The organism is Candidatus Brocadiia bacterium (assembly GCA_041658285.1).
Lineage (GTDB): Bacteria > Planctomycetota > MHYJ01 > JACQXL01 > JACQXL01 > JBBAAP01.
Window position 1 is genome coordinate 57,118 of the sequence record JBBAAP010000007.1, and the last position, 23,494, is coordinate 80,611.

Consider the following 23,494-nt stretch of genomic DNA (forward strand, 5'->3'; position numbering starts at 1 on the left):
AACAAAGTGAAATAATCTTTGTGGGTTTTGTGGTTTCAGGGCTTATATAATCCTGCCGTCCACCATCCTGATGATTCGGTGTGCCTTCTGGGCTATCTTTTCTTCGTGGGTGACAATGATGAATGTCTTGCCTTCTTTGCGGTTAAGCTCCAGTATCAGGTCCTGAACCTCGGCGCTGGTGGCGCTGTCCAGATTGCCGGTCGGCTCGTCGCAGAAAATTATCTCAGGGTTGCTTACCAACGCACGGGCGATAGCCACGCGCTGCTGTTCGCCTCCGGAAAGCTGGCCCGGACGATGATGAATCCTCTGGCTCAGGCCCAACTTGTCAAGTATCTCCCTGCCCCGCTCCTTGAGCCCGGAATTATTGGCCATAAAGCCCATAATCGAATGCGATATATAAAAAGGCAGTATGGTATTTTCCAGGACGTCGAGCTCGGATATCAGGTGATAGAATTGAAAGACAAATGCGAACGAGGCGTTCCTTATCCGGGCCTGGGCGCCGGATGACTGGGCGTAGATATCCTGCCCGTTAAAATAGACCTGCCCGGCGGTCGGCCGGTCTAACAAACCCATTATATGCAAAAGCGTACTTTTACCGGCGCCGGATGGACCGACGATGGAGATGACCTCGCCTTTCTTTATATCAAGCGAAATGCCCTTAAGAATCTCCAGCTGCCCTTCCCCGGCCGGGAAGAAGCGATGGACGTCCTGGGCACGTAAAATAATATCGTTACTCATATTTTAGAGCCTCAGTCGGTTGCAGACGCGAGGCCTTGACCGACGGATAGATGCTGAATATCACGCTCACCGCGATGGTTGCTAAAGTTATAACGACTATCGTCAGAAAACTTATCTCGGACGGTATCTCATCCAGCATATAAACGTCCTTGGGAAATACCTCGAATCCAGACAGGGTGTGCAGTAAATCGGCAATCGGATTTAGGTTAGAAGCAATAAAATAACCGCAGGTCACGCCGATGATGCAACCGACCAAAGCAATCAATATACCTTGGTACAGGAATAGCTGGGCAATACCGCCGGTGGTTGCGCCCATAGACTTTATTATGCCTATATCGTGCGTCTTCTCCACCACCCGCATGGTCAGCATCGAAAGGATATTGAATGCCGCGACGATAACGATAAAGAAAAGTATGATGGCATTTAGATTCTTTTCTATGCCCACGGCCCGGAGCAGTATCCGCTTTTCATCCTCCCAGGTCTGGATGAGCAGGTACGGCGGCAGTCTGGAGCCAAGCTCTTTAATGACCTGCGGCGCTTTGCCGTAGTCATCAAGTTTTACGGCGATGCGGGTAACCGCATTGGACGCGCCCAGGAAGTCCTGGGCCGATGACAGCGGAATATAGATATTGGTGTCGTATTCCAGCATGCCGATATTGAACGCGCCCACCACGGTAAAATCACGGCGTATCGGCAAAGGTATCCCCAAAGGGCTGAACCGGGCTGAAGTAAGCGAGATGCCCGTGCCGCTCATAGGCGGCGTATCAGTCTTGTGAAACGGCGGGATACCGAATATCTGGCTACCCACGATGGCCCCATCCTGAACGTTGCCGAAATCGGCCGGAGTCTTGCCAATCAGGTATTTGGAAAATTCGCTGACATTGGTCTCCAGAGCCGATTCGATGCCGGTAAGCTGAACAAAACGCATCTGTTGGGGGCTGTTACCCAGTAGCGCGCCCCATTCCAATCGCGGCGCGCAGGCGGCTACGCCCTGAACCGACTTGATATCATCCATCAGCTTGCGGTAATCACGGATAAAATATCCTGACGGATTGGTAACCGAGATATGCGAAGCCGTGCCGCGGATGCGTTCGCGCACCTCGCGCACGAACCCGCCCATAACCGAGGTGACGATTATCAGCGCCATTACCCCCACCGCAATACCGGCGATACAGAAATACATTATCTTTCTGCTGGTCAAATAACGCCAGGCTAGAAAAAGTTTATACATATATTCAATCTATCAGTCAATCAAGATTCCACCCTACTAGTTATTGTGCGGTTTGAAACACCATTCGTGCACCTAAAGGCATTTCCACCTTGATTGAACCACCATTAATAAACCGTATTGTTAAAGGCGTTTTATCCGCCTGTCCCCTATATATCGGTTTATAATACGGCGAACTAAATTTAACTACTGAACCTTCAGGACTAAACTGATTATTGATCATTATCAATTTATACTCAGTATCATACTTTTTAATAGTTTCTTCGCCGATCACATTTAGTTTTAACACGCCATCGGACGGCAAATAAACGGAATACAATAATATCAGAACAACGACCAGGCATAAAACTAAACTGCAGATAAAAATCATAGCAGACTTCTTTTTTATTCTTATCCAGATAACCAGCAAAGCAATCACCATCAATATTAATGAGTAAACTTCAAGAAATCCGAGCAATATCTTTTTGATATCAATAGCCCATGGCGATATATCAAAATTCTGATAGGCCGCTGGGAATACACTTTCCATAGGATAATAATCTCGGCCTGTTTCGGTAAACGAATCATACATAAGTTCATCCTCAGCAAATAGAATATTTATATAGCCACCCTCTTCCAGCCGCTGTAATTTGGCCCATACCTGCTGTTCCTTTATATTCCTGGAAAATACCAGCTGATCCATGGCTTCATATGAAAACGGATTTTCAGGCAGTTCAGATATTTTAAATGGATAGAACAATAACCCTGGTTGCACTAAATGATTACTTTTCCAAGCTTGCTCCCATAAACTTTCCTCCACACCAATAGATACTTTTCCATCAGGAATAAATTTAGGCTGCTGGTACGTCAAAGAAAGCTTATTTTCGCCTGTCAGATGTATATCCATCTCCGGGTATTGAGAATTAATAACGACATCAAAATCTATCACCCTGGTAGATGATACCGGAATGGTTAGCGGATGTATATAGGTGACGTTGTCCACCCTGAATACCAGTTCGCCGTCGTATTGCTTATCGGTGATGAGGCTCACCTTGACCGGGCACCAGTAACCGATGCGGTAATTACCGTCCCAGCCAATCTTGACCGATTCTATCTCGGCGCCCAATACCGGAGAGACCAGCGACAAAAAACAGAAGACCAGCAATAATTTAATTAGCAACTTCATACCTGAGTTTTCTTATTCCTGAGAAAGTTTAAAGCTATAAAAGCAACTACCATAATAAGCACTTGCAAGAACCAATTGGAAATAAATATTTCCGGCTCGGCTATCCGCCCTATCAGCCAGAACGGGTTGATCTGCAATAAAAACCTAACATCTTTATTAGCCATTTCCAGTATGAAGTAATGGAACATCGGGAAGGCCGCAATAATCAGCGTCCAGACGAAATAATACCAGCGCAATACGTTCCGCAATGCGCATAATCCAGCGATGCCGCCTATCAGCAGAATCACCAGGTAAAACCTGATAACCGAAGCCGCTCCGGCCAGAGAAAAATACTGCGCCATTAACGTAAGCGGAAAGAAAGTAATCAACATTATTACAACCTGGCTGAACAATTCCTTGTAGAAACCAAGTAATTTCTCATACGACGGCTTAATGAACATCGGCAGTATAATACTGATGAAGAAAAGCTGGAACACCTCAACCACAATAATCATCTCCGTGGGTAAAAGCGTATGGAACGGCCTGGTTTGAGTGATGAACAGCACCAGCACGATAACGGTCAGGAGTAACCAAGATATGGAGCCGTAGAATACGTTTTTCATTATGTGAGCGGGTTACGAATTACCGTTACTCTTGAACGGAAATACCCTGATAGCAGCCATTCCGGCAACCGGACAGACCTTTTCGCACATCCCGCATCCGATACATCTATCTTTAACGATATATGGATACTTGATACCGTTTCTTTCATTGTAGGCGATAGCCTTATCCGGTACCGGGCAGAACTCTTCACAGGTCATGCAAGTCTGTTTGTGCACGTAAGGAATACAGCGGTTGGTATCGAAATATGCCAGCCCGATCCGGGACTCCTGTTTATCCTCCAACTGCAAAGCCTTAATGGCTCCGGTCGGACAGACCTGTCCGCAGGCGTTACAGTAGTAAGAACACTGCCCTATGCGCGGGACCAGCGTAGGCGTCCACATAGAATAGAGTCCCGATTCAACCAGGAGCGGCTGCAGTCCGTTAGTCGGGCAGACCTTCATGCATTCACCGCAACGAATACACTTATTAAGAAATTCCTCTTCCGGACTGGTTGCGCCGGGTGGCCTGAGCCGGGGCATTGTATTATAGTTACGCTTGCTCATAATACTATGCCTGAGTATCGGCACGGAAAGTATTCCTAATCCGGCGGTTAAAATAAATCCCCGGCGCGACGGCAAGATATTATCTTTAGGCAACGTATTACTACCGAAGTTTATGGCCAACGAATGATGCTGGCACTTGCTGACGCAGGTGTAACACTGGATGCACTCTTCGCTTTCCAGAACCAGTTCTTTGCTCAAGCAACCGGTCTTGCAAACAATGTTGCACCTGCCGCACTGGTTGCATCCTGGACCGATATTGAGCTTAAGCACCCGACACTTGGAAAGAATACCCAACAAAGCGCCTAACGGACAAATATAACGACACCAGAAACGGCTCTGGTAAAATACGGCGAATATAATCAGAGCAAATACACCCAGAAAAACAGCAGACCCATAAAAAGTTATCGAGTTAGGGTCAACTAATCCAAAATTACCCAGCGTACCGACTGCTCCGGTCGCTCCTACACCATCCAATATTCCCTTAGCCAGATAATCAAAAATAGGATAAAAAACCAGCGCAAATGCCCTGAAAGCAATAGTTATCGGGTCAAACCAGCCAACTATATTAGCTCCGACAATAGCCGCGGCCAGGATAAACATCAAAACAAGGTATTTGACTTTCTTGAGCATCTTGCCGCCATCGCGGAGAACCTGGTTGGAATGCTTCGGCTTAACGCGGCTGAACAAGTCCATCACCGTGCCCAGCGGACAGACCCAGCCGCAAAATACCCGGCCCAGCAATATCGTGGCAATGGCAACTATCACCGCGGCAAGAAACGGCATGATAAACGCCCTGGACACCAACATCACCGACAAAGCCACTAATGGGTCTGCGATAAAGAACAGGTTGGCCGGAATAATATTCAACAGAAAATTAGGTTCGCTGTAGTAGGCTCCCAACGCCCTGGCTGTGGTCAGCAGAAGCAAGATGACAAACAACAATAAAAACAATATCTGACTGATACGCCGAAGATTAATCATATCGCGGGTTATTCTTTCTCTATCTTCTTGGTCAGTATCTCGACCTTTTTCAGATCAATCTCGCCCAGGCCCAACTCATTGGCAAACTTAATGTAATCAATATTATCGCCCTTGAGCTTGAACGGATCCAGCGTGCAGCAGTAGCTATCCACGGCCACCGGGTCGGTGCCGGCGATTATCTTTTTAACCATGACAATATCCTTTTCGGTTCCGGCATTAGGCCCTCGGCGGACCATCACCCGGTAGGCGTCGGCAATAGTAAGCTGCGGTTTGATAACCGTAGCGAAATCTGCTATTTTTTGGTGTATATTCTGGTGGATTTTCCCGCGGTTACCGCCCATCAGGCCCATCAGGTTCTTAAGCCCCAACGATAACCGCGTACTGCCGTGATCCTTGACCACCGGAACATTAATGAAACAGTCACATCCAAGAATTTCCTTAACCACCGGCCATTTCTTGAGTTCCTTAGCCTTGGGGAATTCAACTTCCTGGTAAAATGCATCACGGTTCTCGATAAGGATAACCTCAGCGCCGGCCTTCTCAGCCGCGGCTTTAATACCGCTGATTTCATAACACTTGCGCGCGTCCATACAGGGACGATCAAAAACCTTAACTTTCTTGGCTCCAGCCTTGAGACATTCCTTGACAATAGCTGCCACCACTTCAGGGTTAGTATCAGCCGCGAATTCGGGCGGACGCTCCCAGGCGATATTTGGTTTTACCGCCACGATCTGGTCTTTCTTGACAAACTTCTTTATGCCGCCTAAAAGTTCCAACGCAGCCAGCGTCATCTTAGCCGGGTCATCGCCATCAACCACTGCAATGGTGGTCACATATTTGGGTTTTTCGTCTTCGCCGAATGCCCTGGGCATGAATTTAGTCCCCACCAATGCTATGCCGCCCAACGCGGCCTGTTTAAGGAATTCTCTGCGGTTTGATTTATTCATAAGCAGTCTCCTTTATTAAATATCACGAAAATAATATCATGACTTATTTGGAAGTCAAGTAGATATTACGATAAAATAAGATGTTATGCGGATTGACGGTTGCAGGTCAAAATGACATCACGGCATTAAGCGTCATGCCTTTAAAATCGGCGTCAAGATGTTCCCTAGAGCCAGCCCAGGAGGTGCCTTCCTGGTCCTCGCCCACGGTATGGTATTTAAGATAACGGAAACCGCCCTGAACACCAAAATAACTGACCGGCTTAAACTGTAACGATAATTCATAGTTAAAGGAATAACCTCTGGATATAATGCTTTCCTTCAATGCCGGCACAGGCGGACTGCTGAAGGGCCAGCGCTGGCCGGAATACTCACCGGTCACAAAAGGGGCATAACCAAAAGAACCTTCAATCCCAATATTAAAAGCGGGCATAAAAGTCCCTTCCAAACCAAATTCTATTCCGCTGTAGTCCATCTCGTATGACAACCACTTGCCCGGGAAAGTGCGGTTATCGGGCAAACCGCTTGACATAACTACGGACGCATCGCTATATTCTGCCACAATCTTGTGGTCAGTAAACTTGATGACTGCATCAAGCGTACCGTCATCCATATTAACAAACTGGTAATTAAGAGAATACCCCGAAAAGGCCGTGCGGCCCTGGCTGGTGGAATAGACCAGGTCGGTCATCTGTTTGCTGGAGTTCCAGTCGGTATCACGCGTATTGCCCGTATCTATCATCCCCTGCCCAATCGATAATCCCACGAAGTAAGGAGACGGATAATCACCCATCCTCAGGCGGAATCTGGATATCAACAGTGATGAATCCAGCGGGTGAACAATTTCCCAGCTATTACTCGGTGACGGAAATTGGCCGGACATCTTGAAGTCACCTTCGGTTTGCCAGTAAGAAAGGTCAACGCTAACGTCCCATTTCAAAGGTGAACGCCCAATATAAATAAAGCTTTCACCCCAGGCGGACTGATTAACAAACACCCCAACGATTAACAGGCATCCTAACTTGCAGAAGTAAGCTATTTTAGTCATTCCTGTCAAACCGCGCTTTCGTTTTTATCAGTCGGCAGTCCTGATTATGAGCGCATCAAACCCGCCGGCCCCGGATTCACTGGCCGCAGGCGATGTTTCCGTGCCGCTCGGATTGGTTTCTCCTCCGGCCGGCGTAGTAACTGTGCCGGCAGGTATCGCGGTATTCAGATAAGTGGTTATAGTAGTGCCTGTCACATTCTGCCAGGAGGACGAAGGCGAAAGGCTTCGGCCAGCCAGGTAGTAGTTCGACAGACTGATATACAATCCGCGTATCTCTTCCAAATCTGAAGCGCCACCCCAGGCCTTCTGCCATTCAATCACGCCGCTGGGCGTAAACTTAATAAACAACGCGTCTCCGTTACCGGCGCCATAGCTGTTGCTTAGTCCGGCCACATACACATTCTGAGAATTAGGCTCAACCGAAACGGCATAACCTAAATCAGCCGACACACCGCCCCAGGCACGCTGCCAGGAAACCACACCATCCGAACCCAGCTTAACCAGGAACATATCGGTACTGCCCGTGCCGGTGCTGGCTGTTTCACCGGACAGGTAAATATCCTGCGTGCTAGAATCAAGCGCGATGGAATAAGCCGTATCGTCAGAAGCACCGCCCCACATCTTCTGCCCCTGGAGTGAACCGCTGTTGTTGAACTTTAATAGGAAAGCATCCTTGCCACCTGCGCCATAACTGGCTGTCGAGCCGGTCAAATAAATATCGCCCGTTGAATTAAGGGTCAGCCCGTAAGTTGTTTCACTGCCAGCCGCGCCGCCCCAGGTCTTCTGCCACTGAAGACTGCCGGTAGAATCGAATTTAACCAGGAAAGCGTCCCCATTGCCGGCCCCATAGCTGGCTGTATTTCCGGCCATATAAATATAACCGGAAGCATCAACCCCGATGGCATAGGCCGTATCGTTACTGGCGCCGCCCCAGGTCTTCTGCCACTGCAGCACGCCATTGGAATTATATTTCAATAAAACCGCGTCGCTGTTACCGGATCCAAAGTTGTTGGTCTGTCCGGCCACGTAGATATTGCCGGATGGTGCATCAACCACTAAGGCATAAGCCGTATCCGTTACTACCCCGCCCCATGACCTCTGCCACTGTATCACGCCGCTGGAATTATATTTGGTCAGGAACACATCCTGGCCGCCTGCCCCGAAGCTGTCGGTCACACCGGTCAGATAAACATTACCATTGGCGTCAGTAGTCGAACCATATGCCGTATCGGTTCCGGCACCACCCCATGTTTTAGCATAGGGATTAACAGTGGTTGTTGCACATGCTTCATTGGTATAGTTACTGTTACCGGCGGCGTTATACGAACGCACCCTGTAGAAATAAGCGATAGAATCCGAAAGCCCAGTATCAGCGAAAGAGTTAACGTTCGGCCCGACCGAAGAAATCTGCCCCCATACACCGTTGCCCCAGGTTTTGCGCTCTATCTTAAAACCTGATTCATTATCGGAGTTATCAGTCCATCTCACATTGATCTGAGAAGCCGATACGGTCATAACCAAAAGCGATGCCGGCGCCGTGGGCGTCGTCAAAGCCGGCGTGGTCACAGTCGGCTCGTTGGAATAAGCGCTATCGCCCGTTTCGTTATACGACTTAATCCGGTAAGTATAAGTGGTTGACGGCGAAACCGTATCCGTATACAAAGTGATGCTCGGCCCGGGAACCCCGACTAACTTATAGTTCTCCACGCCGCTTTTCCGTTCAATCTTGAATCCGCTTTCATTGGTGGAATTATCTTCCCAGATCAGGCGGACCGAAGACGAAGTCTCGGCGGTCGCGACCATACCGGTCGGCGCATTGGGAATAGTCGGCGCCGGGGTCGTGCCGTTGACCACATTTGAATAGGCGCTGTCTCCGGCTTCATTATATGCCAGAACGCGATAATAATACGCCGTTGAATAATTCAGGCTGGTGTCGGAATAGGACCTGACATTAGTGTTGACATTAGCCATTAATGTATAAGTAGTACCATCCGGTGAACGCTCAATCTTAAATCCGGATTCATTATTGGCGTTATCGGTCCAGGTCAGGTCAATCCGAAACGAGGTAATTATCGTAGCCACCAGGCTGGTCGGCGCGTTTGGCACCGTTGCAGCCGGAGTAGTCGCGTAGGTTTCGTTGGAATAGGCGCTGTCACCGGCCGTGTTATAAGCGCGAATTCGGTAGTAATAAGTTGTGTTTCCGAAAAGCTCGGCATCAATGTACGTGGCCGTAGTGGCTACGCCGATTTGCTGGTATGACCCAGCTACACCGGTCTTGCGCTCTATTTTATAGCCATCCTCATTAAGGGAATTCTCAACCCAGCTCAAATCAATCCGGAAGGAAGCAATCGTAGTCGAAGCCAAGCTGGTCGGCGCATTGGGAATTGTCGGCGTCGGCGTGGTCGTATTGGCCTCGTTGGAATAATCACTGTCTCCGGCAGAGTTGTAAGAACGGACCCGGTAATAATAAGTCGTCGACGCCAACACGTCCGTATCAATGTAAGAAGTAGCGCTGGAACCGACCGTAGCTATCTGGGTGTAACTGCCGCTGACCACTTTGCGGTCTATCTTAAAACCGTCTTCATTATTGGCATGGTCGGTCCAGTTCAGGTTTACCCTTGACGATGTCACCGCGGTGGAAATAAGACTGGTCGGCGCACCGGGCAGAGTCGGCGCCGGGGTAGTCAGGCTTATCTCGTTGGAATAAGAACTGTCACCGGCCGTGTTGTAACCGCGCACGCGATAGGAGTAATTGGTCGAAGCTGACGCCCGGCTGTCCGAATATGACCGCACATCCGGCCCGACTGTAGCCAGCTGGTCATAAGAACCGGCGCCGATTTTGCGCTCAATCTTATAGCCTTCTTCATTGTCGGCATTATCCACCCAGGTAACATTGACCTGGCTGGAAGAAACGACTATGCCAACCAGGCTAGTCGGCGCATCCGGAAGGCTCGGAGCCGGAGTAGTCGCATAGGCCTCATTGGAGTAATCGCTCTCGCCGGATGAGTTATAATTACGCACCCGATAGTAATAAGTGGTGGATGAGGTCAAACCGGAATCGACGAAAGATGTGGCATTAACCGGCAATACCGCAACCAGCGCGTAAGAGCCGGCGCCAATCTTGCGCTCGACCTTGTAACCGTCCTCATTATTGGCATGATCGGTCCAGGTCAGGTTTATCCGCGCCGAAGAAGCCGAACCAGCCACCAGACTAGTCGGCGGATTGGGCATGGTCAAAGAAAGAGTGGTGGCCGATGATTCAGCCGAATAGCCGCTGTCCCCAGCCGAGTTATAAGCGCGCACGCGGAAATAATAGGTGGTGTTATCCAAAAGCCCGGAGTTTATATAATTCCTGACATTGGGCAAAACAGTCGTAACCTGCGCCCAGGTGCCGAACATACCGGTCTTGCGCTCAACCTTGAAAAGGTCCTCATTATTCGAATTATCGGTCCAGCTCAGGTTTATGGTCGAATAGCTATTAGCCACCGCCAACAGTTCTGTCGGCGCGCCGGGAAGGGTCTGTGCAATGGTCGTGGCGTTGGTCTCGGTGGTATACGCGCTGTCGCCGGCGGCGTTGTAAGCACGAATTTGATAGTAATAATTGGTCGAAGGCGTCAGGCTGGCATCAGAATAAGAGGTCACATTGGCCCAAATCACCGCCACCTGGGCATAAGTCCCGCCGGCTCCGGTCTTGCGCTCTACCTTAAAACCGTCTTCGTTATCAGCGTTATCAGTCCAGGAAACGTTTATCTGCACCGCAGACACGGCCACGGAAGCCGGCACGGACGGCGCCAGCGGCGGAATGCCTGATTTGAAAGGAGAATGCGGATAAAAACCGGAACTGGAACCGCTTCGACCGCTTTTCGGGAAGTAATTACAGCCGCCCTCTCCTCCATATGACAGCATTACAATAGTACCAACCAGAAAAATGAATAACACTCCATACATCTTAGTTTTCATATTTTTGCCCTTTCTTGTGTTTGCTGCAGATTTTACACTTATTTAATATTATATAATTTTAGGAACAAGAGAACAAAGCTTTCCAAATTTGTCAATAAAATCTTATCGGCAGCGCCATATCCGATATTGAATAAAATAATCTTGACAAGCGCGCCGGTGGTCACATAATGAAGTTATGAAAACACGAAAGCTCTGGATAGGCAAGGTCCCGGTGGGCGGCGGAACTCCGGTCTCGGTACAGACCATGACCAAAACTCCGACCGAGGACATCAGAGCAACCGTCCGCCAGATACACGAACTGGAAGCCCTGGGCTGCCAAATTGTCCGCTTTGCCATTCCACGCTTGAGCTCGGCACAGGCCATCGCGCCTATCAAGAAGCAGATACACATCCCCATCGAAGCGGATATACATTTCAACCCCAAACTGGCCCTGGAATCCATCAAGAGCGGCGCTGATTCCATCCGGCTTAACCCCGGCAATGTCACCGACAAGGAAGCCATAAAAGAAATAGTCAAGCAGGCCAAAGCCAAACATATCCCCATCAGAGTCGGGGTTAATTCCGGCTCGGTGGCCGGATGGGCCAAAAGGTCAACCGCCAGCCGCAAGAAACTAGAGGTTTGGGAAGAAATGGTCCAAGCCGCACTGGCCTATTCCCAATATCTAGAGTCGCTCAAATTCCGTGATATAATGGTCTCGCTCAAAGCGTCGGATGTGCCCTCAACCGTCAAGGCCTACCGTAAGATTGCCAAGCTGTGCGATTATCCACTGCATTTGGGCGTGACCGCGGCCGGGCCGTTGGAAGACTCCATCGTCAAATCGGCCATCGGCATCGGGTCCCTGCTGCTGGACGGCATCGGCGACACCATCAGAGTTTCCATTACCGGCTCGCCTCACGACGAGGTCCGGACCGCATACCAAATACTCGAAGCCGCCGGGCTGCGGAAACCAAAGCTGGAAATAATCTCCTGCCCCACCTGCGGCCGGTGCGAAATAAACGTGGTTAAATACGTGACCCAATTCAAAAAGCTGGTAAACTCCAAGACCGGACTGACAAGCAAACTCCGCCGACCGGTCAAGGTCGCGATAATGGGCTGTGTCGTCAACGGGCCGGGCGAGGCCAAGGAAGCCGACATCGGCGTGGCCGGCGGACGCGGATTTGCCTTCTTATTCAAACACGGACAGAAAATAAGGCAGATAACCCCCGGTAAAATCATCACTTCACTGGTGGATGAACTAAACAGATTCTAGTTCGGATGCCAAAGTATAGTTTTATTTCCGCCTGCCCTGAATCCGGCATGTCTTGATGCACTGGTTGGCTTCGCGTATCTTAGTCTGAAGTGTCTTGCTGGTCGGGTCCAAATCCTGAGCCTCGGTATATTTCTGAACCGCCTGGCTAAACTGCTTGGCGGCCAGGTCGTTCTCCTTGTCAAAGTTATTATCCCGCTTGAAGGTATTCTGCAGATGCGTCATAGCCTCGTTATAAATCTTATCGCCTTCGCTTATAAGCGCGCTTAACCGCTGTTTCCGGAGCGTAGCCGCGTCCGGTTCGGGCGGTTTCTCGGGTTCCTTGGGTTTGTCCGGTATCTGAATTCTCAATTTCTCTTTGGGCAAGGTATGACGTGAAGGCGTATCATCCACCTTGACCGGCTCTTTCTTCTCTTCGGCCTTAGCGCCTTTGTCAGCATCATCTGCTTTGGCAATATCACTTGCCAGCTTTGGCTTGGGCCGACCCATATTGCGCAGGATTTCCTTGGTTCCGGCGATTATCTCGTCTTTGGGCAGGTTATAGGTCTTCTGGCTTTCATAGATGCCCCAGGCAAACCCAACCGAACTGACCATAAGGCATGTCAAAAATAATATCAGAGCATTGAGCATACATTTTAATATATATCACCCATCACATTATGTCAACTATATTTTAATTTGGCCGAACGCCATCGCTCCATCTAAATTAGTTGACAGCCCTGCTGATTTGACTATCTTATCTTCTATGACCAACCAAGCTGAAGAAACCAAAGGCCGCATCCTGGTCGTCGATGATGAGGAAAGCATCTGCACGGTGCTGGAAGTGGTCCTCAGGAACGAGGGCTACGAGGTAACCACCACTACCGACGGCTACGAAGGGCTCAAGCTTTTCAAAGAATCATATCCCGACCGGCCCTACGACCTGATTATCCAGGACATCAAAATGCCGGAGATAAGCGGCCTGACGCTGCTCGGCAAATTCCAGGAAATAAACCCCGAGGTCATCGTCCTGATAATCACCGCCTTTTCCAGCTATCAGGTAGCCGTAGAAGCAATGCGGCTGGGTGCGTATGACTATATCCAGAAGCCGTTTGATAACGAGCTGGACCTGAAGCCGACCATTCAACGGGCCGTGCACATGAAACGCCTGATGACCATGGCCAAAACCGCTTATAAGGACGAAGAAGTCGGGGTCAACCCGTTCAAGATTATCGTAGGCACCTCGCCGGAGATGAAGAAAATTTACGACCTGATACGCCGGGTGGCCCAGACCGACAGCACCGTCATAATCCAGGGCGAAAGCGGCACCGGCAAGGAGCTGGTCGCCCGGGCGCTTCATTACCAGTCAGCCCGGATGTCAGAACTGTTCCTGACCGTCAACTGCGGCGCATTCACCGAGACCCTGCTGGAAAGCGAACTATTCGGACACATCAAGGGTTCGTTCACCCACGCCATAAGCGATAAGAAAGGACTGCTCGAGGTGGCCGACAAAGGCACCTTCTTCCTGGACGAGGTCAGCGAACTCTCGCCCGCCCTGCAGGTCAAACTGCTCCGGGTCATCGAAGCCCGTGAATTCAAGCCGGTCGGCAGCGTCGAGACCAAGAAGTCCGACGTCCGCTTCATCACCGCCACAAATGTCAACCTCGAAGACCAGGTCAAAAAAGGGTTGTTCCGGGAAGACCTGTTTTACCGGCTCAACGTCATAAACATCCACCTGCCGCCCTTAAGGGAACGGTCCAGCGACATCCCGCTCCTGGCCGGCCACTTCCTGGGTAAGTATGCCCGGATGATGAAAAAGGATATAAAGGGATTCGATACCGAAGCGCTGGAAACATTGATGCTCTACCACTGGCCGGGCAACATCCGCGAGTTGGAAAACTCCGTCCAGCGGGCCGTAGCCCTGAGCCAAGGCGCGCTTATCAAGCCGGATGATTTGAACCTGAAACTCCAGCCGCTGGGCCTTAATAAGGAAATGGGCGAACCGGTGCTGATGGGCGCGGACGGCGGCGGGGTAAACATCAATATGGAAGAAAAAATGACCGAGATAGAAAAAGCCTATATCGAAAAAGCCCTCAAACTGACCAACGGCAACCTGACCGAAGCGGCCAAACTCCTAGGCACCACATACCGGACTCTAAGGTATAAAGCCAAGAAGTACAACATCACCCCATAGATTCACCGCAAAACACGACTCTATAAACTTTTTAAACTCCACAAACTCTTTTAAACCCCATATATGCCATCATATTACCCCAAATCCATGTCCAATCGCTCCAATTGTATGTCCAACTGCTCTGGTTGTAGATGCAACTGCTCCGGTTGTAGATACAACTGCTCTGGTTGTAGATGCACTATCTATAATAATATGCGAGTCAAAATGCCCTATTTTGCCGCTTTGGGGCTGATGACCACATCCTTTTTGGGGTCGGCGTTGTCGTCCTGAAGGTCTACCCCAACGCTGTAAAGGAAGAGTTCCCCGTCCTTGTCCACCCGGTAGATGAACGGCTTATCGCTAAACGGGTTCAGAGGCACTGCCGGTATGATTTCCGGCGCCAGCTTATCCAGTGTTTCCGGATACGACCCGTGCCTGAGCTTGTATAATTTAAGTGCGGTTAGTATGTATATACCCTCCCTTGAGCAAATTAGTCTCGTTCTTTTCTCAGGAAGGGATGAAATACCGGAAAGTATTATTTCTTCTTGACTTGATGGTCTACATGATGCTTCAAGCTTGTTTAACTTATCCCTTATCTCAACATAAGACCCAACTGCTAAATTTGCTACCTTGTCCTTTATTTCTATATTATATTCCCAGAGATCAACATAATTTGTTCTATTCAACCATACACCATCAGCCAAAAGCATTGCGTATTTTTTAGGAGTAAATCCCATATTCATTACATTTTTCTTAAATATCACTCCTGTAAAAACAATCTCGGATTCACATGTATCTCGGAAAGAAGGGTAAAACTCCAACAACAATTTAATTCTTTTAGCCAAATCGCTTAGCTACTCATCAGAAAGTTTATCAGCTAACAATAATCTTTGAATTTCACTTTGTCCTCCGCCTGAAATCGCTATACTAACCAACATTTGAATAAAATGACCGCCGAATCCGAGATCATCCGCAAACCTTACAGTTGTGCAGTATAGTTCCAATGCTTCAGAGAATTTATTATTATTCTCTAAATCAATGCCTAATATAATTACAATATAGCTTGTTAGTTGTCTTGGAACAGACAACATAGTACTTGAAATTTCTTCTCGTGGTTGAAATATCGGCTTTAAGTTTTCAGCATTAACACCTTTCTTTAATAAATTAACATTGGCAGTATATGATTTTGCCCATTTTACCAACTCATCATTCATCGGTTCAGATCGCTCATAAACACTATTGTATAATACGTCTTGGAAATCATCCGGCACATCAATTTTCTTAGCAATGGCCAACTTATAATACTCCGCTGCATTGCCTGGCACGGCCGGGCCGAACAGCGGCGGGCGCTTGTATTCCTTCTTCTCCCATTCGACGATGCGCTTTTCCAAATCAGCCGAGAGCTCCTTCATCCGGGCCGTCGCCTGCAGGAACCGGACATAATGATAACCGACAAACACCAGGACCACCGCCACGATGCCCAAGCCTATATAAAGCAGTTTCTTTTTCATAATTACTCCTAACCTCGAGTAGGCCTATTCATCCACCTGAACAGCAAGTACCCTCCTAACAGTCCATAGGTTACACCAGAAATAATGTACATGACAAATCCATTCAGCCCCAACCCTAACAATCCAAACAAAAGCATACAGCAATACCCCGGCAGGTATAAGATGAAATCCAGGATAAGTACAATTATAGGCATGTGCTCTACCCCAAGCGGGGAACTCATCTTATAGCTGCCTAACGCCAAGACAAATAGGAAATGAACAACTCCTACTACCATGGACAACCTCAAGAATTCCTCTTTGGGATTGATAATGTTCTTGGCGGCTATCTTTTGGGCGATATCCTGGGCAATCTCTGACGGGCCTTCACCGATCTGGGAGGCATCAGCCGGAATGACGATGTCTTTGCCGCACTTGGGGCATTGACCGGTCTCGCCGGCCATCAAGAACTTGAATTCCACCTCATTGGCGCACTTGGGACAGTTGAATTTCAGTGCCATATAAATTTACTATTTATTCGCCTTCGCCTTGCTCAGCACCAGCAGTCGGACAACATCATTAAGCGTCAATAGCTTATTTGGTTCGGGCGCATGTTTAGGCCGCCATCTTATGCTGTCAATAATTAACCATTCAAGGTCGCTTTCAAGCGGAGCGCTGTCTGCTCCAGTCTTGAGATTGATCATCTTATCATCCGGCCGGATTTGTCCGGCATTGACCCCAAGCACCTTGGCGATTTCGTTCCAAGCCGCATAGAAAGCATCTTGCGGAACGTTACTACCGTTATAAAAACGGTCATATATTTCGCTGGTGGAAAGTATCTCCCTGCCCCTAAGATAAGCCCGGCGCCTGGACCGGACCACCCACTTTCGGATATTAATAAACGCTACCACGCTTACTATCAGCACAATCCAAAATAGAAGCTTACTATTAAAATCCATATCACTTCTTAATCTTTAGAATCCTCTGTATCTCTGCGACTAATTCTGCTGCGTATACTTCTTTTCTTCGTGCCCTCTGCGCCTCTGTGGCTAATACTATCTTAAGAACTTACTCATCATTGACTTGGGCATCTTGCCCATATTCTTCATCATCTTCTGCATCTCGTTGAACTGTTTGAGAAGTGAGTTAATCTCGGCCACGCTGGTACCGCTGCCCTTGGAGATGCGCAGTTTGCGCTTGCCGTCCAGGATGTCCGGCTCGGTCCGCTCCTTGGGCGTCATCGACTGGATTATCGCCTCTATCCGTTTCAACTGCTTGTCGTCCATATCCACATTCTTAAGCGCCCCGCCGATGCCCGGTATCATAGCCATCAGGTCCTTGAGGGAGCCCATCTTCTTTATCTGCTGTAACTGGTCCAGGAAGTCCTGCAAATCCAGTTTATTCTTGAGCATCTTGTCCTGAAGTTTCTTGGCCTGGTCTTCGTCCATCACCGACTGCGCCTTTTCCACCAGCGAGACCACGTCACCCATACCCAAGATGCGCGATGCCATCCGGTCCGGGTGAAACTCCTCAAAATTATCCATCTTCTCGCCGATACCAACAAACTTGATGGGCTTCAAGGTGACGGCCTTGATGGACAGGGCCGCGCCGCCCCGGGCGTCGCCGTCCAGCTTGGTCAGAATCACGCCGCCCAATGGCAATTGCTCATTGAAGGCCTTGGCGCTGTTGACCGCGTCCTGCCCGGTCATGGCATCAGCCACCAGGAATATATGGTTCGGGCTGGTCCGGCGGTTAATTTCCTTGAGCTCATCCATCAGCTCTTCGTTTATATGCAGACGTCCGGCCGTATCCAATATGACCACATCGAGGTTATTGGTTATTGCATGTTTAACAGCCTGAGCGCAAATACGCGGCGGCGGACCCATTTCCTCGGAATATACCGGGATATTTAGCTGTTTGCCCAACGACTTTAACTGGTCAACGGCGGCCGGCCGCTGGATATCCGCGGCCACCAGTAACGGACGCTTGCCCTTCTTGATAAGAAACTTGGCCAACTTTGCGCAGGTGGTGGTCTTGCCGCAACCCTGAAGACCGGCCATCATTATCACGGTCGGCGGCTGTGAGGCAAACTGTAAACTAGCATCTACTGCCCCGCCCATCAGGGTGACCAGCTCGTCGTGGACTATCTTGATTATCTGCTGAGCCGGCGAGATGCTCTGGATGACCTCCTGACCTATGGCCCGCTTAGTGACGCGGTCAATGAAGTCCTTAACGACCTTGTAATTAACGTCGGCCTCAAGCAAAGCCATGCGCACTTCGCGCAGGCCATCCTGGATATTGGACTCAGTCAGCTTGCCCCGGCCGGCCAGCTTGCGGAACGCGGCTTGGAGTTTTTCGGTGATATTATCAAACATATTATTTTTGCCACTGAGTCACAGAGCACACAGAAAAACAAATTATTATAAAGACCTCCGTGATCTCTGTGGCTAACGTATTATTCATCGGCAGCAGATACCTTATCAGATACACGTTTAATGTTGGCTCCTAAGGCGATGAGTTTCTGCTCTATCTTCTCATAACCGCGGTCGATATGGTAAACGCGCTGAACCTCGGTAGTGCCTTTGGCTACCATAGCGGCCAGGACCAGAGCGGCCGATGCCCTGAGGTCGGACGCCATCACCGGCGCGCCCAGAAGATGCTTGACGCCCTGGATGATGGAATAAGCCGCCTCTTTACGGATGCGCGCGCCCATGCGGTTGAGTTCGGCCACATGCATAAACCGGTCCGGATAAATCTTTTCAGTAATTATACTGATGCCATCTGCCAACGCCAGCAAGACCATCACCTGAGCCTGCATATCGGTCGGGAAACCCGGATACGGCAACGTGGCCACATCCACGGGTTTGATGTATTTAACGCGTGACACCCGGCACTCGGTATTTGATACACGGGTAACGGTTACGCCCATATCCTTGTACTTATCCAGCACAGCGACCAGATGGTCAAGCCGGCAGTTCTTGATGGTCATATTATCGCCCAGCAAAGCGCCGGCGGTGATGAACGTGCCAGCCTCTATCCGGTCAGGAATAACCGTATAGGTCGTGCCCTTAAGCAACTTGACGCCTTCTATCTCCAGCCGGTGCGTACCGATACCTTTAATCTTAGCGCCCATCTTGACCAAGAAGTTAGACAGGTCCTGGACCTCCGGCTCGCAGGCGGCGTTCTCGATAACGGTCCGACCTTTGGCCAGCACCGCCGCCATCAGCACATTGGCCGTGCCGGTAACGGTGGAACCGAATGTTCCGCCCAGATACATCTCACAGCCGACCAGCTTATCGGCCTTGCCGATAAGATATCCGTGTTCGTAATCAATGGTGGCACCGAGCATCTTGAGCCCTTTCTCATGTAAATCTATGGGCCGGACGCCGATGACGCAGCCGCCGGGCAGGGAAACCTTAGCCGTCCGGCGCTTGCCGATGAGCGGCCCAAGCACGCAGAACGACGCCCGCATAGTCTTGACCAATTCGTAGCGGGCTGTGGAGTTCTTTTCATTCTTGACCTCTGTCTCGATATCACCGTTGGGCTTGCGTTCCACGTCAACGCCCAGCTCGCGCAGGATTTTGGCAAGCACTTCTACGTCGGAAAGGTTGGGCACGCCCTTGATAACGCATTGGCCTTTAGCCAGAAGCGTCGCGGCCAGGATGGGCAGCGCCGCATTCTTGGAACCGCTGACGGTGACCGAGCCCTTGAGAAGTGAACCGCCTTTGATGATGAATTTGTCCATAATTTACTCCTGTATACTATATACTGTGTCCTATATATTTTGTAACAATCACTCTTTCAATTCCATTATAATCTTGTATCGTCTTTATGCTACCAAAGTATCCACTCTTGACAACTAATTTCTGGATATGCCTTAATTTATTATGGCCCATCTCCAGAATGACACGACCGCCGGGCTTGAGGTATTTCGGGGCTGAGGCGATTATTTCCTTGTAGAATGATAACCCACTGTCAATAGCAAACAAGGCCTGTTTGGGCTCATATCTGCGGACGCTCGGCATCAAGAGCCGGGCTTCCGAACGGGCCACATACGGCGGATTGGAGACAATCATATCAACCTTGCCTTCAAGGCGGTGTTTTCTAAACGCCTCAAATAGATTGCCGCGGCAGAATGTTATGAATTTAGAGACTTTATGATTGCGTGAATTCTGACCGGCAATAACCAGCGCCCGAGCGGAGATATCAGAGGCGTATATTTTTATCGCCGGATTATTTATGTGTTTGGCAATTGATACGGCAATATTCCCGGAACCAGTGCCTATGTCCATAACCACCGGCCGGGCAACTGTTTTCAGCGCGACCAGCGCCGCCTCGACCACAAACTCAGTCTCCGGCCTGGGTATCAGCACGCCCGGCTTGGTAACGAAGTCCAGCGACATAAACTCACGATGCCCTACAATATACGCCAGCGGATAATCACAACGGTACTGCTTCAGGTATTTATTAAACCGTTGTATGGTTTGCTTAGCCAACACCTTATCCGGATTCTTATATAGCTCTATCCGCTCGGCGCGTGGAGATATGCTATGGGCCAGGAGCGTTTCCACATCTATATTGCGGGACTTGTCCTTGGAATGCAAGCTACGTAAAATACCAGCAATGCTTACAGACATGTTTAATTCTTCGTATTCAATGTGTCCTTGGTTCCTTTGACCGCGCTCAGCCGCTCCTGCTTATCCACCTCTATCAGCTTGTCCACCATTTCGTCGATATTACCATCCATAAATTCGGGGAGATTATATACGGAGAAATTAATCCGATGGTCGGTGACGCGGCTCTGGGGAAAATTATAAGTGCGTATCTTCTCGCTCCGGTCGCCCGAACCTATCTGGGTCTTGCGTATGGTGTCGCGTTCCTTCTTGACCTTTGATGCCATGGCATCATAGATACGGGTGCGGAGCAACCTCATGGCCAGGTCGCGGTTGCGATGCTGTGAGCGCTCGGTCTGGCAAGCCACCACCGTCCCAGTCGGTATATGGGTCAAGCGAACGGCCGACGCGGTCTTATTGACGTGCTGTCCGCCCGGACCGCCGGCCGAATACGTATCCACCTTAAGGTCTTCGGTGCGGATTTCCAGCTCCACCTCTTCCGCCTCTGGCAGAACCGCCACGGTGCAGGCCGAGGTATGGATGCGCCCGCTGGCTTCGGTCTGCGGCACGCGCTGGACCCGATGCCCGCCGCTCTCGAACCTGAGGTGTTTATAAACGTCTTCGCCCTCTATGGAAAATGATGCGTCCTTAAACCCGCCCAGCCCGGTGGAACTGGTATCAATAAGCGTCATCTTCCAGTGCTTTTTGTCTATGTATTTAGAATACATCCTGAACAGCTCCGAAGCGAACAATGCCGCCTCCTCGCCGCCCGTGCCGGCCCGGATTTCCATAATCACGTTCCGGTTGGCATTCTCTTCATTGGCCAGGATCATTTCCTCTATCCGCGAAACAAGCTCCTGCTCCTTCTTGGCCAGCACTTCCAGCTCTTCTTTCATAAGCTGGTAAAAATCCGCCTCGTGACCCTGTTCGCCCAGAAGCACCGTTAACTCGGAAACCTGCTTGCGGATGTCACGAAGGGCCTGGAGCGGCGTGGCGAAGCGGATGAGTTTGCCACGCTCCTTCATCAAGGCCGAATACTTGGCCGGATTGGAAACCACATCCGGCTGGATGATAAGAGTCTCTATCTCCTCGTAACGCTTTAATATGTCAGACAGATTCTTTTCCATAGATTAAACACGCATACACAAAGATTGTCAAATGTGTTATAAGAAATGCAGCAGATAGTGCGTTGTGTTCGCGGAGCGGCATCCCGCCGTAGCGGGAGATGTAGAACAACCCTACATACTACATTCTACCTACTAATACCGGGCTAAGATTTCGGCGGTTCGTTGGTGGCAGCGCCGGTTGCTTCCGAGGCTACGCCCTTGGCAGCGTATTTCTTGCGGAATTTCTCCACCCGTCCGGCCGTATCAATGAACTTCTCCTTGCCGGTATAAAACGGATGGCATTTAGAACAGATTTCCACGCCAATCTTTTCCTTGGTGGAACGGGTCTTGAACGTCTCGCCGCAACCGCAGGTCACGACAGTTTCCATATATTTCGGATGAATCTTTTCCTGCATAATATAAACTCCTTTAGAATCTTAATAATCAGCCGTTTCTTTTACTATAAACCACTATCTTTGTCAAGATATTTGGATATGCCGGGTTAAAATTTATATTGATGCTTAGCCTTTACCAATTCCATTATTAAATAGTCCAAATCAGCCCTGCTATGCAGTGCGCTTAATGTAATCCTGAGCCGGCTCTTGTCGGCTGGCACGGTAGGCGGGCGAATGGCCGGGATAAACATACCCTGGCGCCAGAGATGCTCTGATATCTTAAGCGTCTTCTTGGGGTCGCCTATCAAAATCGGAATAATCGGGCTGGCCGAGCCTTGGAAATCAAATCCATATTTGATTAAGCGGCTCTTTACATAATCCGTCTTGTCCCATAACTGTTTTCGCAATCCGGGCTTGGCCCGAATAACCTCCAGTGCCGCTACAGCGGCAGCGCAGTCGGCCGGCGGCAATGCCGTGGTGAATATGAACGGACGGCCCTTGCTCCTGATATAAGCGATAAAATCCTTTGTGCCGGTGACAAATCCGCCCATGACGCCAGCGGCCTTGCTCAAGGTCCCGATACTAATATCTATCTTGACCGATAAGCCCAGGTGTTCGGCCAGCCCCCTGCCGTGCTTGCCGAAAACCCCGGTCGCGTGCGCCTCGTCGACAATAGTATAGCATCTGTATTTCTTAGCTAGTCTGACAATATCGGCCAGCGGAGCGGCGTCGCCGTCCATGCTAAAGATAGCATCGGTAATGATGTAACGCTGTGATTTGGGATTTGAGATATGGGATTTGTGCGTAAGCAAGGATTCCAGATGATCGACATCGCGGTGTCGATAAACGAATGATTTGGCTCTGGTCAGGCGGATGGCATCTATCAGGCTGGCGTGGTTGAGCTCGTCACTAAAAACCACATCGCCTTCCTTTATCAACGTGGTAATGACTGCCAGATTAGCCACGAAACCAGAAGTAAACAAAAGCGCTTCCGCCGCGCCTTTAAATCGAGCAATAGCTTTTTCCAGCTGATAATGCGGCGTCTGCGTGCCGGCCATCAGGCGCGAGGCGCCGGAACCAACGCCAAACCGCTCCAGGGCCTTCCGGCCAGCACGGCGTAAATCCGGATGCTGGGACAAGCCGAGATAATCATTGGAACAAAACGAGATGTACCACCTACCGCCTATCTTCACCTTAGCGCCGTTTATGGCACTGATGGTTCTGAACTGCCGGAGCAGTCCGGCCTGACGTAGCTGGCTAATCTGTTGGCTGATAAAATCCATATA

The 23,494-nt window shown here is 49.8% G+C and carries 20 protein-coding genes and 1 pseudogene; 2 read left to right on the forward strand and 19 right to left on the reverse strand.

Features of this window, described 5'->3' with window-relative positions; genetic code table 11:
- Positions 1-42 precede the first annotated feature (42 nt).
- From WC980_07580 to WC980_07615, 8 genes are all read right to left on the reverse strand, one after another.
- Positions 43-738 (reverse strand): ABC transporter ATP-binding protein, encoded by a 696-nt coding sequence (locus tag WC980_07580; protein MFA5794906.1) that lies wholly within the window; start codon positions 736-738, stop codon positions 43-45.
- Positions 731-1,969: an ABC transporter permease gene (locus tag WC980_07585; protein MFA5794907.1), complete on the reverse strand. Its 1,239-nt coding sequence runs from the start codon at positions 1,967-1,969 to the stop codon at positions 731-733. The genes WC980_07580 and WC980_07585 overlap by 8 nt, the downstream gene beginning before the upstream one ends.
- A gap of 40 nt (positions 1,970-2,009) precedes the next feature.
- Entirely contained in the window at positions 2,010-3,131 is a 1,122-nt protein-coding gene (locus tag WC980_07590; GenBank protein MFA5794908.1) for a hypothetical protein, read from the reverse strand.
- On the reverse strand, positions 3,128-3,733 hold the full coding sequence (locus WC980_07595) for a hypothetical protein (GenBank protein MFA5794909.1): 606 nt from the start codon (positions 3,731-3,733) through the stop codon (positions 3,128-3,130). The genes WC980_07590 and WC980_07595 overlap by 4 nt, the downstream gene beginning before the upstream one ends.
- Positions 3,734-3,745: 12 nt before the next feature.
- On the reverse strand, positions 3,746-5,257 hold the full coding sequence (locus tag WC980_07600) for a 4Fe-4S binding protein (GenBank protein ID MFA5794910.1): 1,512 nt from the start codon (positions 5,255-5,257) through the stop codon (positions 3,746-3,748).
- Between the two features lie 8 nt (positions 5,258-5,265).
- Positions 5,266-6,204, reverse strand: coding sequence for a DUF362 domain-containing protein (locus WC980_07605; protein ID MFA5794911.1), 939 nt, complete (start codon positions 6,202-6,204; stop codon positions 5,266-5,268).
- Positions 6,205-6,310: 106 nt separating this feature from the next.
- A complete protein-coding gene (locus WC980_07610) occupies positions 6,311-7,249 on the reverse strand; it encodes a hypothetical protein (GenBank protein ID MFA5794912.1) in 939 nt (312 codons plus the stop codon).
- A gap of 27 nt (positions 7,250-7,276) precedes the next feature.
- A complete protein-coding gene (locus WC980_07615) occupies positions 7,277-11,209 on the reverse strand; it encodes a fibronectin type III domain-containing protein (GenBank protein MFA5794913.1) in 3,933 nt (1,310 codons plus the stop codon).
- A gap of 169 nt (positions 11,210-11,378) precedes the next feature.
- On the opposite strand from WC980_07615, the pseudogene ispG reads away from it, so the two are divergent.
- Positions 11,379-12,458 (forward strand): annotated as a pseudogene (ispG, locus tag WC980_07620) (flavodoxin-dependent (E)-4-hydroxy-3-methylbut-2-enyl-diphosphate synthase).
- 21 nt (positions 12,459-12,479) lie between these two features.
- Here the strand turns inward: ispG and WC980_07625 are convergent.
- On the reverse strand, positions 12,480-13,085 hold the full coding sequence (locus WC980_07625; GenBank protein ID MFA5794914.1) for a hypothetical protein: 606 nt from the start codon (positions 13,083-13,085) through the stop codon (positions 12,480-12,482).
- A 115-nt stretch (positions 13,086-13,200) separates the two neighbouring features.
- Here WC980_07625 and WC980_07630 point away from each other — a divergent pair, with 115 nt between their 5' ends.
- Positions 13,201-14,628, forward strand: coding sequence for a sigma-54 dependent transcriptional regulator (locus WC980_07630; protein ID MFA5794915.1), 1,428 nt, complete (start codon positions 13,201-13,203; stop codon positions 14,626-14,628).
- A gap of 209 nt (positions 14,629-14,837) precedes the next feature.
- Here WC980_07630 and WC980_07635 read toward each other — a convergent pair whose 3' ends face one another.
- The 10 genes from WC980_07635 to bioF form a co-directional block, all read right to left on the reverse strand.
- Positions 14,838-15,452 (reverse strand): hypothetical protein, encoded by a 615-nt coding sequence (locus WC980_07635; protein MFA5794916.1) that lies wholly within the window; start codon positions 15,450-15,452, stop codon positions 14,838-14,840.
- 9 nt (positions 15,453-15,461) lie between these two features.
- Entirely contained in the window at positions 15,462-16,118 is a 657-nt protein-coding gene (locus tag WC980_07640) for a hypothetical protein (protein ID MFA5794917.1), read from the reverse strand.
- A gap of 8 nt (positions 16,119-16,126) precedes the next feature.
- Positions 16,127-16,615 carry a hypothetical protein gene (locus WC980_07645; protein ID MFA5794918.1) on the reverse strand — a complete coding sequence of 163 codons (489 nt, stop codon included), beginning with the start codon at positions 16,613-16,615 and terminating at the stop codon, positions 16,127-16,129.
- A 9-nt stretch (positions 16,616-16,624) separates the two neighbouring features.
- On the reverse strand, positions 16,625-17,053 hold the full coding sequence (locus WC980_07650; GenBank protein ID MFA5794919.1) for a hypothetical protein: 429 nt from the start codon (positions 17,051-17,053) through the stop codon (positions 16,625-16,627).
- Between the two features lie 96 nt (positions 17,054-17,149).
- Positions 17,150-18,469 (reverse strand): signal recognition particle protein, encoded by a 1,320-nt coding sequence (gene ffh / locus WC980_07655; protein ID MFA5794920.1) that lies wholly within the window; start codon positions 18,467-18,469, stop codon positions 17,150-17,152.
- 80 nt (positions 18,470-18,549) lie between these two features.
- Positions 18,550-19,839, reverse strand: a complete 1,290-nt coding sequence (gene murA, locus WC980_07660) for a UDP-N-acetylglucosamine 1-carboxyvinyltransferase (protein MFA5794921.1) — start codon at positions 19,837-19,839, stop codon at positions 18,550-18,552.
- A gap of 16 nt (positions 19,840-19,855) precedes the next feature.
- A complete protein-coding gene (gene prmC / locus WC980_07665) occupies positions 19,856-20,731 on the reverse strand; it encodes a peptide chain release factor N(5)-glutamine methyltransferase (GenBank protein ID MFA5794922.1) in 876 nt (291 codons plus the stop codon).
- A gap of 2 nt (positions 20,732-20,733) precedes the next feature.
- Positions 20,734-21,834, reverse strand: coding sequence for a peptide chain release factor 1 (prfA, locus tag WC980_07670; protein MFA5794923.1), 1,101 nt, complete (start codon positions 21,832-21,834; stop codon positions 20,734-20,736).
- Positions 21,835-21,977: 143 nt separating this feature from the next.
- The gene (rpmE, locus tag WC980_07675; GenBank protein MFA5794924.1) at positions 21,978-22,229 is read right to left on the reverse strand and encodes a 50S ribosomal protein L31; all 252 of its coding nucleotides are present in this window, start codon (positions 22,227-22,229) and stop codon (positions 21,978-21,980) included.
- 86 nt (positions 22,230-22,315) lie between these two features.
- On the reverse strand, positions 22,316-23,491 hold the full coding sequence (gene bioF, locus WC980_07680) for an 8-amino-7-oxononanoate synthase (protein MFA5794925.1): 1,176 nt from the start codon (positions 23,489-23,491) through the stop codon (positions 22,316-22,318).
- Positions 23,492-23,494: the final 3 nt, after the last annotated feature.

Bases quoted from the DNA above. Each gene is read 5' to 3' on its own strand.
- prmC (MFA5794922.1), bottom strand. From the start codon at position 20,731: ATGTCTGTAAGCATTGCTGGTATTTTACGTAGCTTGCATTCCAAGGAC.
- WC980_07605 (MFA5794911.1), bottom strand. From the start codon at position 6,204: ATGAATAAATCAAACCGCAGAGAATTCCTTAAACAGGCCGCGTTGGGC.
- murA (MFA5794921.1), bottom strand. From the start codon at position 19,839: ATGGACAAATTCATCATCAAAGGCGGTTCACTTCTCAAGGGCTCGGTC.
- prfA (MFA5794923.1), bottom strand. From the start codon at position 21,834: ATGGAAAAGAATCTGTCTGACATATTAAAGCGTTACGAGGAGATAGAG.
- WC980_07645 (MFA5794918.1), bottom strand. From the start codon at position 16,615: ATGGCACTGAAATTCAACTGTCCCAAGTGCGCCAATGAGGTGGAATTC.
- WC980_07610 (MFA5794912.1), bottom strand. From the start codon at position 7,249: ATGACTAAAATAGCTTACTTCTGCAAGTTAGGATGCCTGTTAATCGTT.
- rpmE (MFA5794924.1), bottom strand. From the start codon at position 22,229: ATGCAGGAAAAGATTCATCCGAAATATATGGAAACTGTCGTGACCTGC.
- WC980_07630 (MFA5794915.1), top strand. From the start codon at position 13,201: ATGACCAACCAAGCTGAAGAAACCAAAGGCCGCATCCTGGTCGTCGAT.
- WC980_07595 (MFA5794909.1), bottom strand. From the start codon at position 3,733: ATGAAAAACGTATTCTACGGCTCCATATCTTGGTTACTCCTGACCGTT.
- WC980_07585 (MFA5794907.1), bottom strand. From the start codon at position 1,969: ATGTATAAACTTTTTCTAGCCTGGCGTTATTTGACCAGCAGAAAGATA.
- WC980_07590 (MFA5794908.1), bottom strand. From the start codon at position 3,131: ATGAAGTTGCTAATTAAATTATTGCTGGTCTTCTGTTTTTTGTCGCTG.
- WC980_07580 (MFA5794906.1), bottom strand. From the start codon at position 738: ATGAGTAACGATATTATTTTACGTGCCCAGGACGTCCATCGCTTCTTC.
- WC980_07600 (MFA5794910.1), bottom strand. From the start codon at position 5,257: ATGATTAATCTTCGGCGTATCAGTCAGATATTGTTTTTATTGTTGTTT.
- bioF (MFA5794925.1), bottom strand. From the start codon at position 23,491: ATGGATTTTATCAGCCAACAGATTAGCCAGCTACGTCAGGCCGGACTG.
- WC980_07625 (MFA5794914.1), bottom strand. From the start codon at position 13,085: ATGCTCAATGCTCTGATATTATTTTTGACATGCCTTATGGTCAGTTCG.
- WC980_07615 (MFA5794913.1), bottom strand. From the start codon at position 11,209: ATGAAAACTAAGATGTATGGAGTGTTATTCATTTTTCTGGTTGGTACT.
- WC980_07640 (MFA5794917.1), bottom strand. From the start codon at position 16,118: ATGAAAAAGAAACTGCTTTATATAGGCTTGGGCATCGTGGCGGTGGTC.
- WC980_07650 (MFA5794919.1), bottom strand. From the start codon at position 17,053: ATGGATTTTAATAGTAAGCTTCTATTTTGGATTGTGCTGATAGTAAGC.
- ffh (MFA5794920.1), bottom strand. From the start codon at position 18,469: ATGTTTGATAATATCACCGAAAAACTCCAAGCCGCGTTCCGCAAGCTG.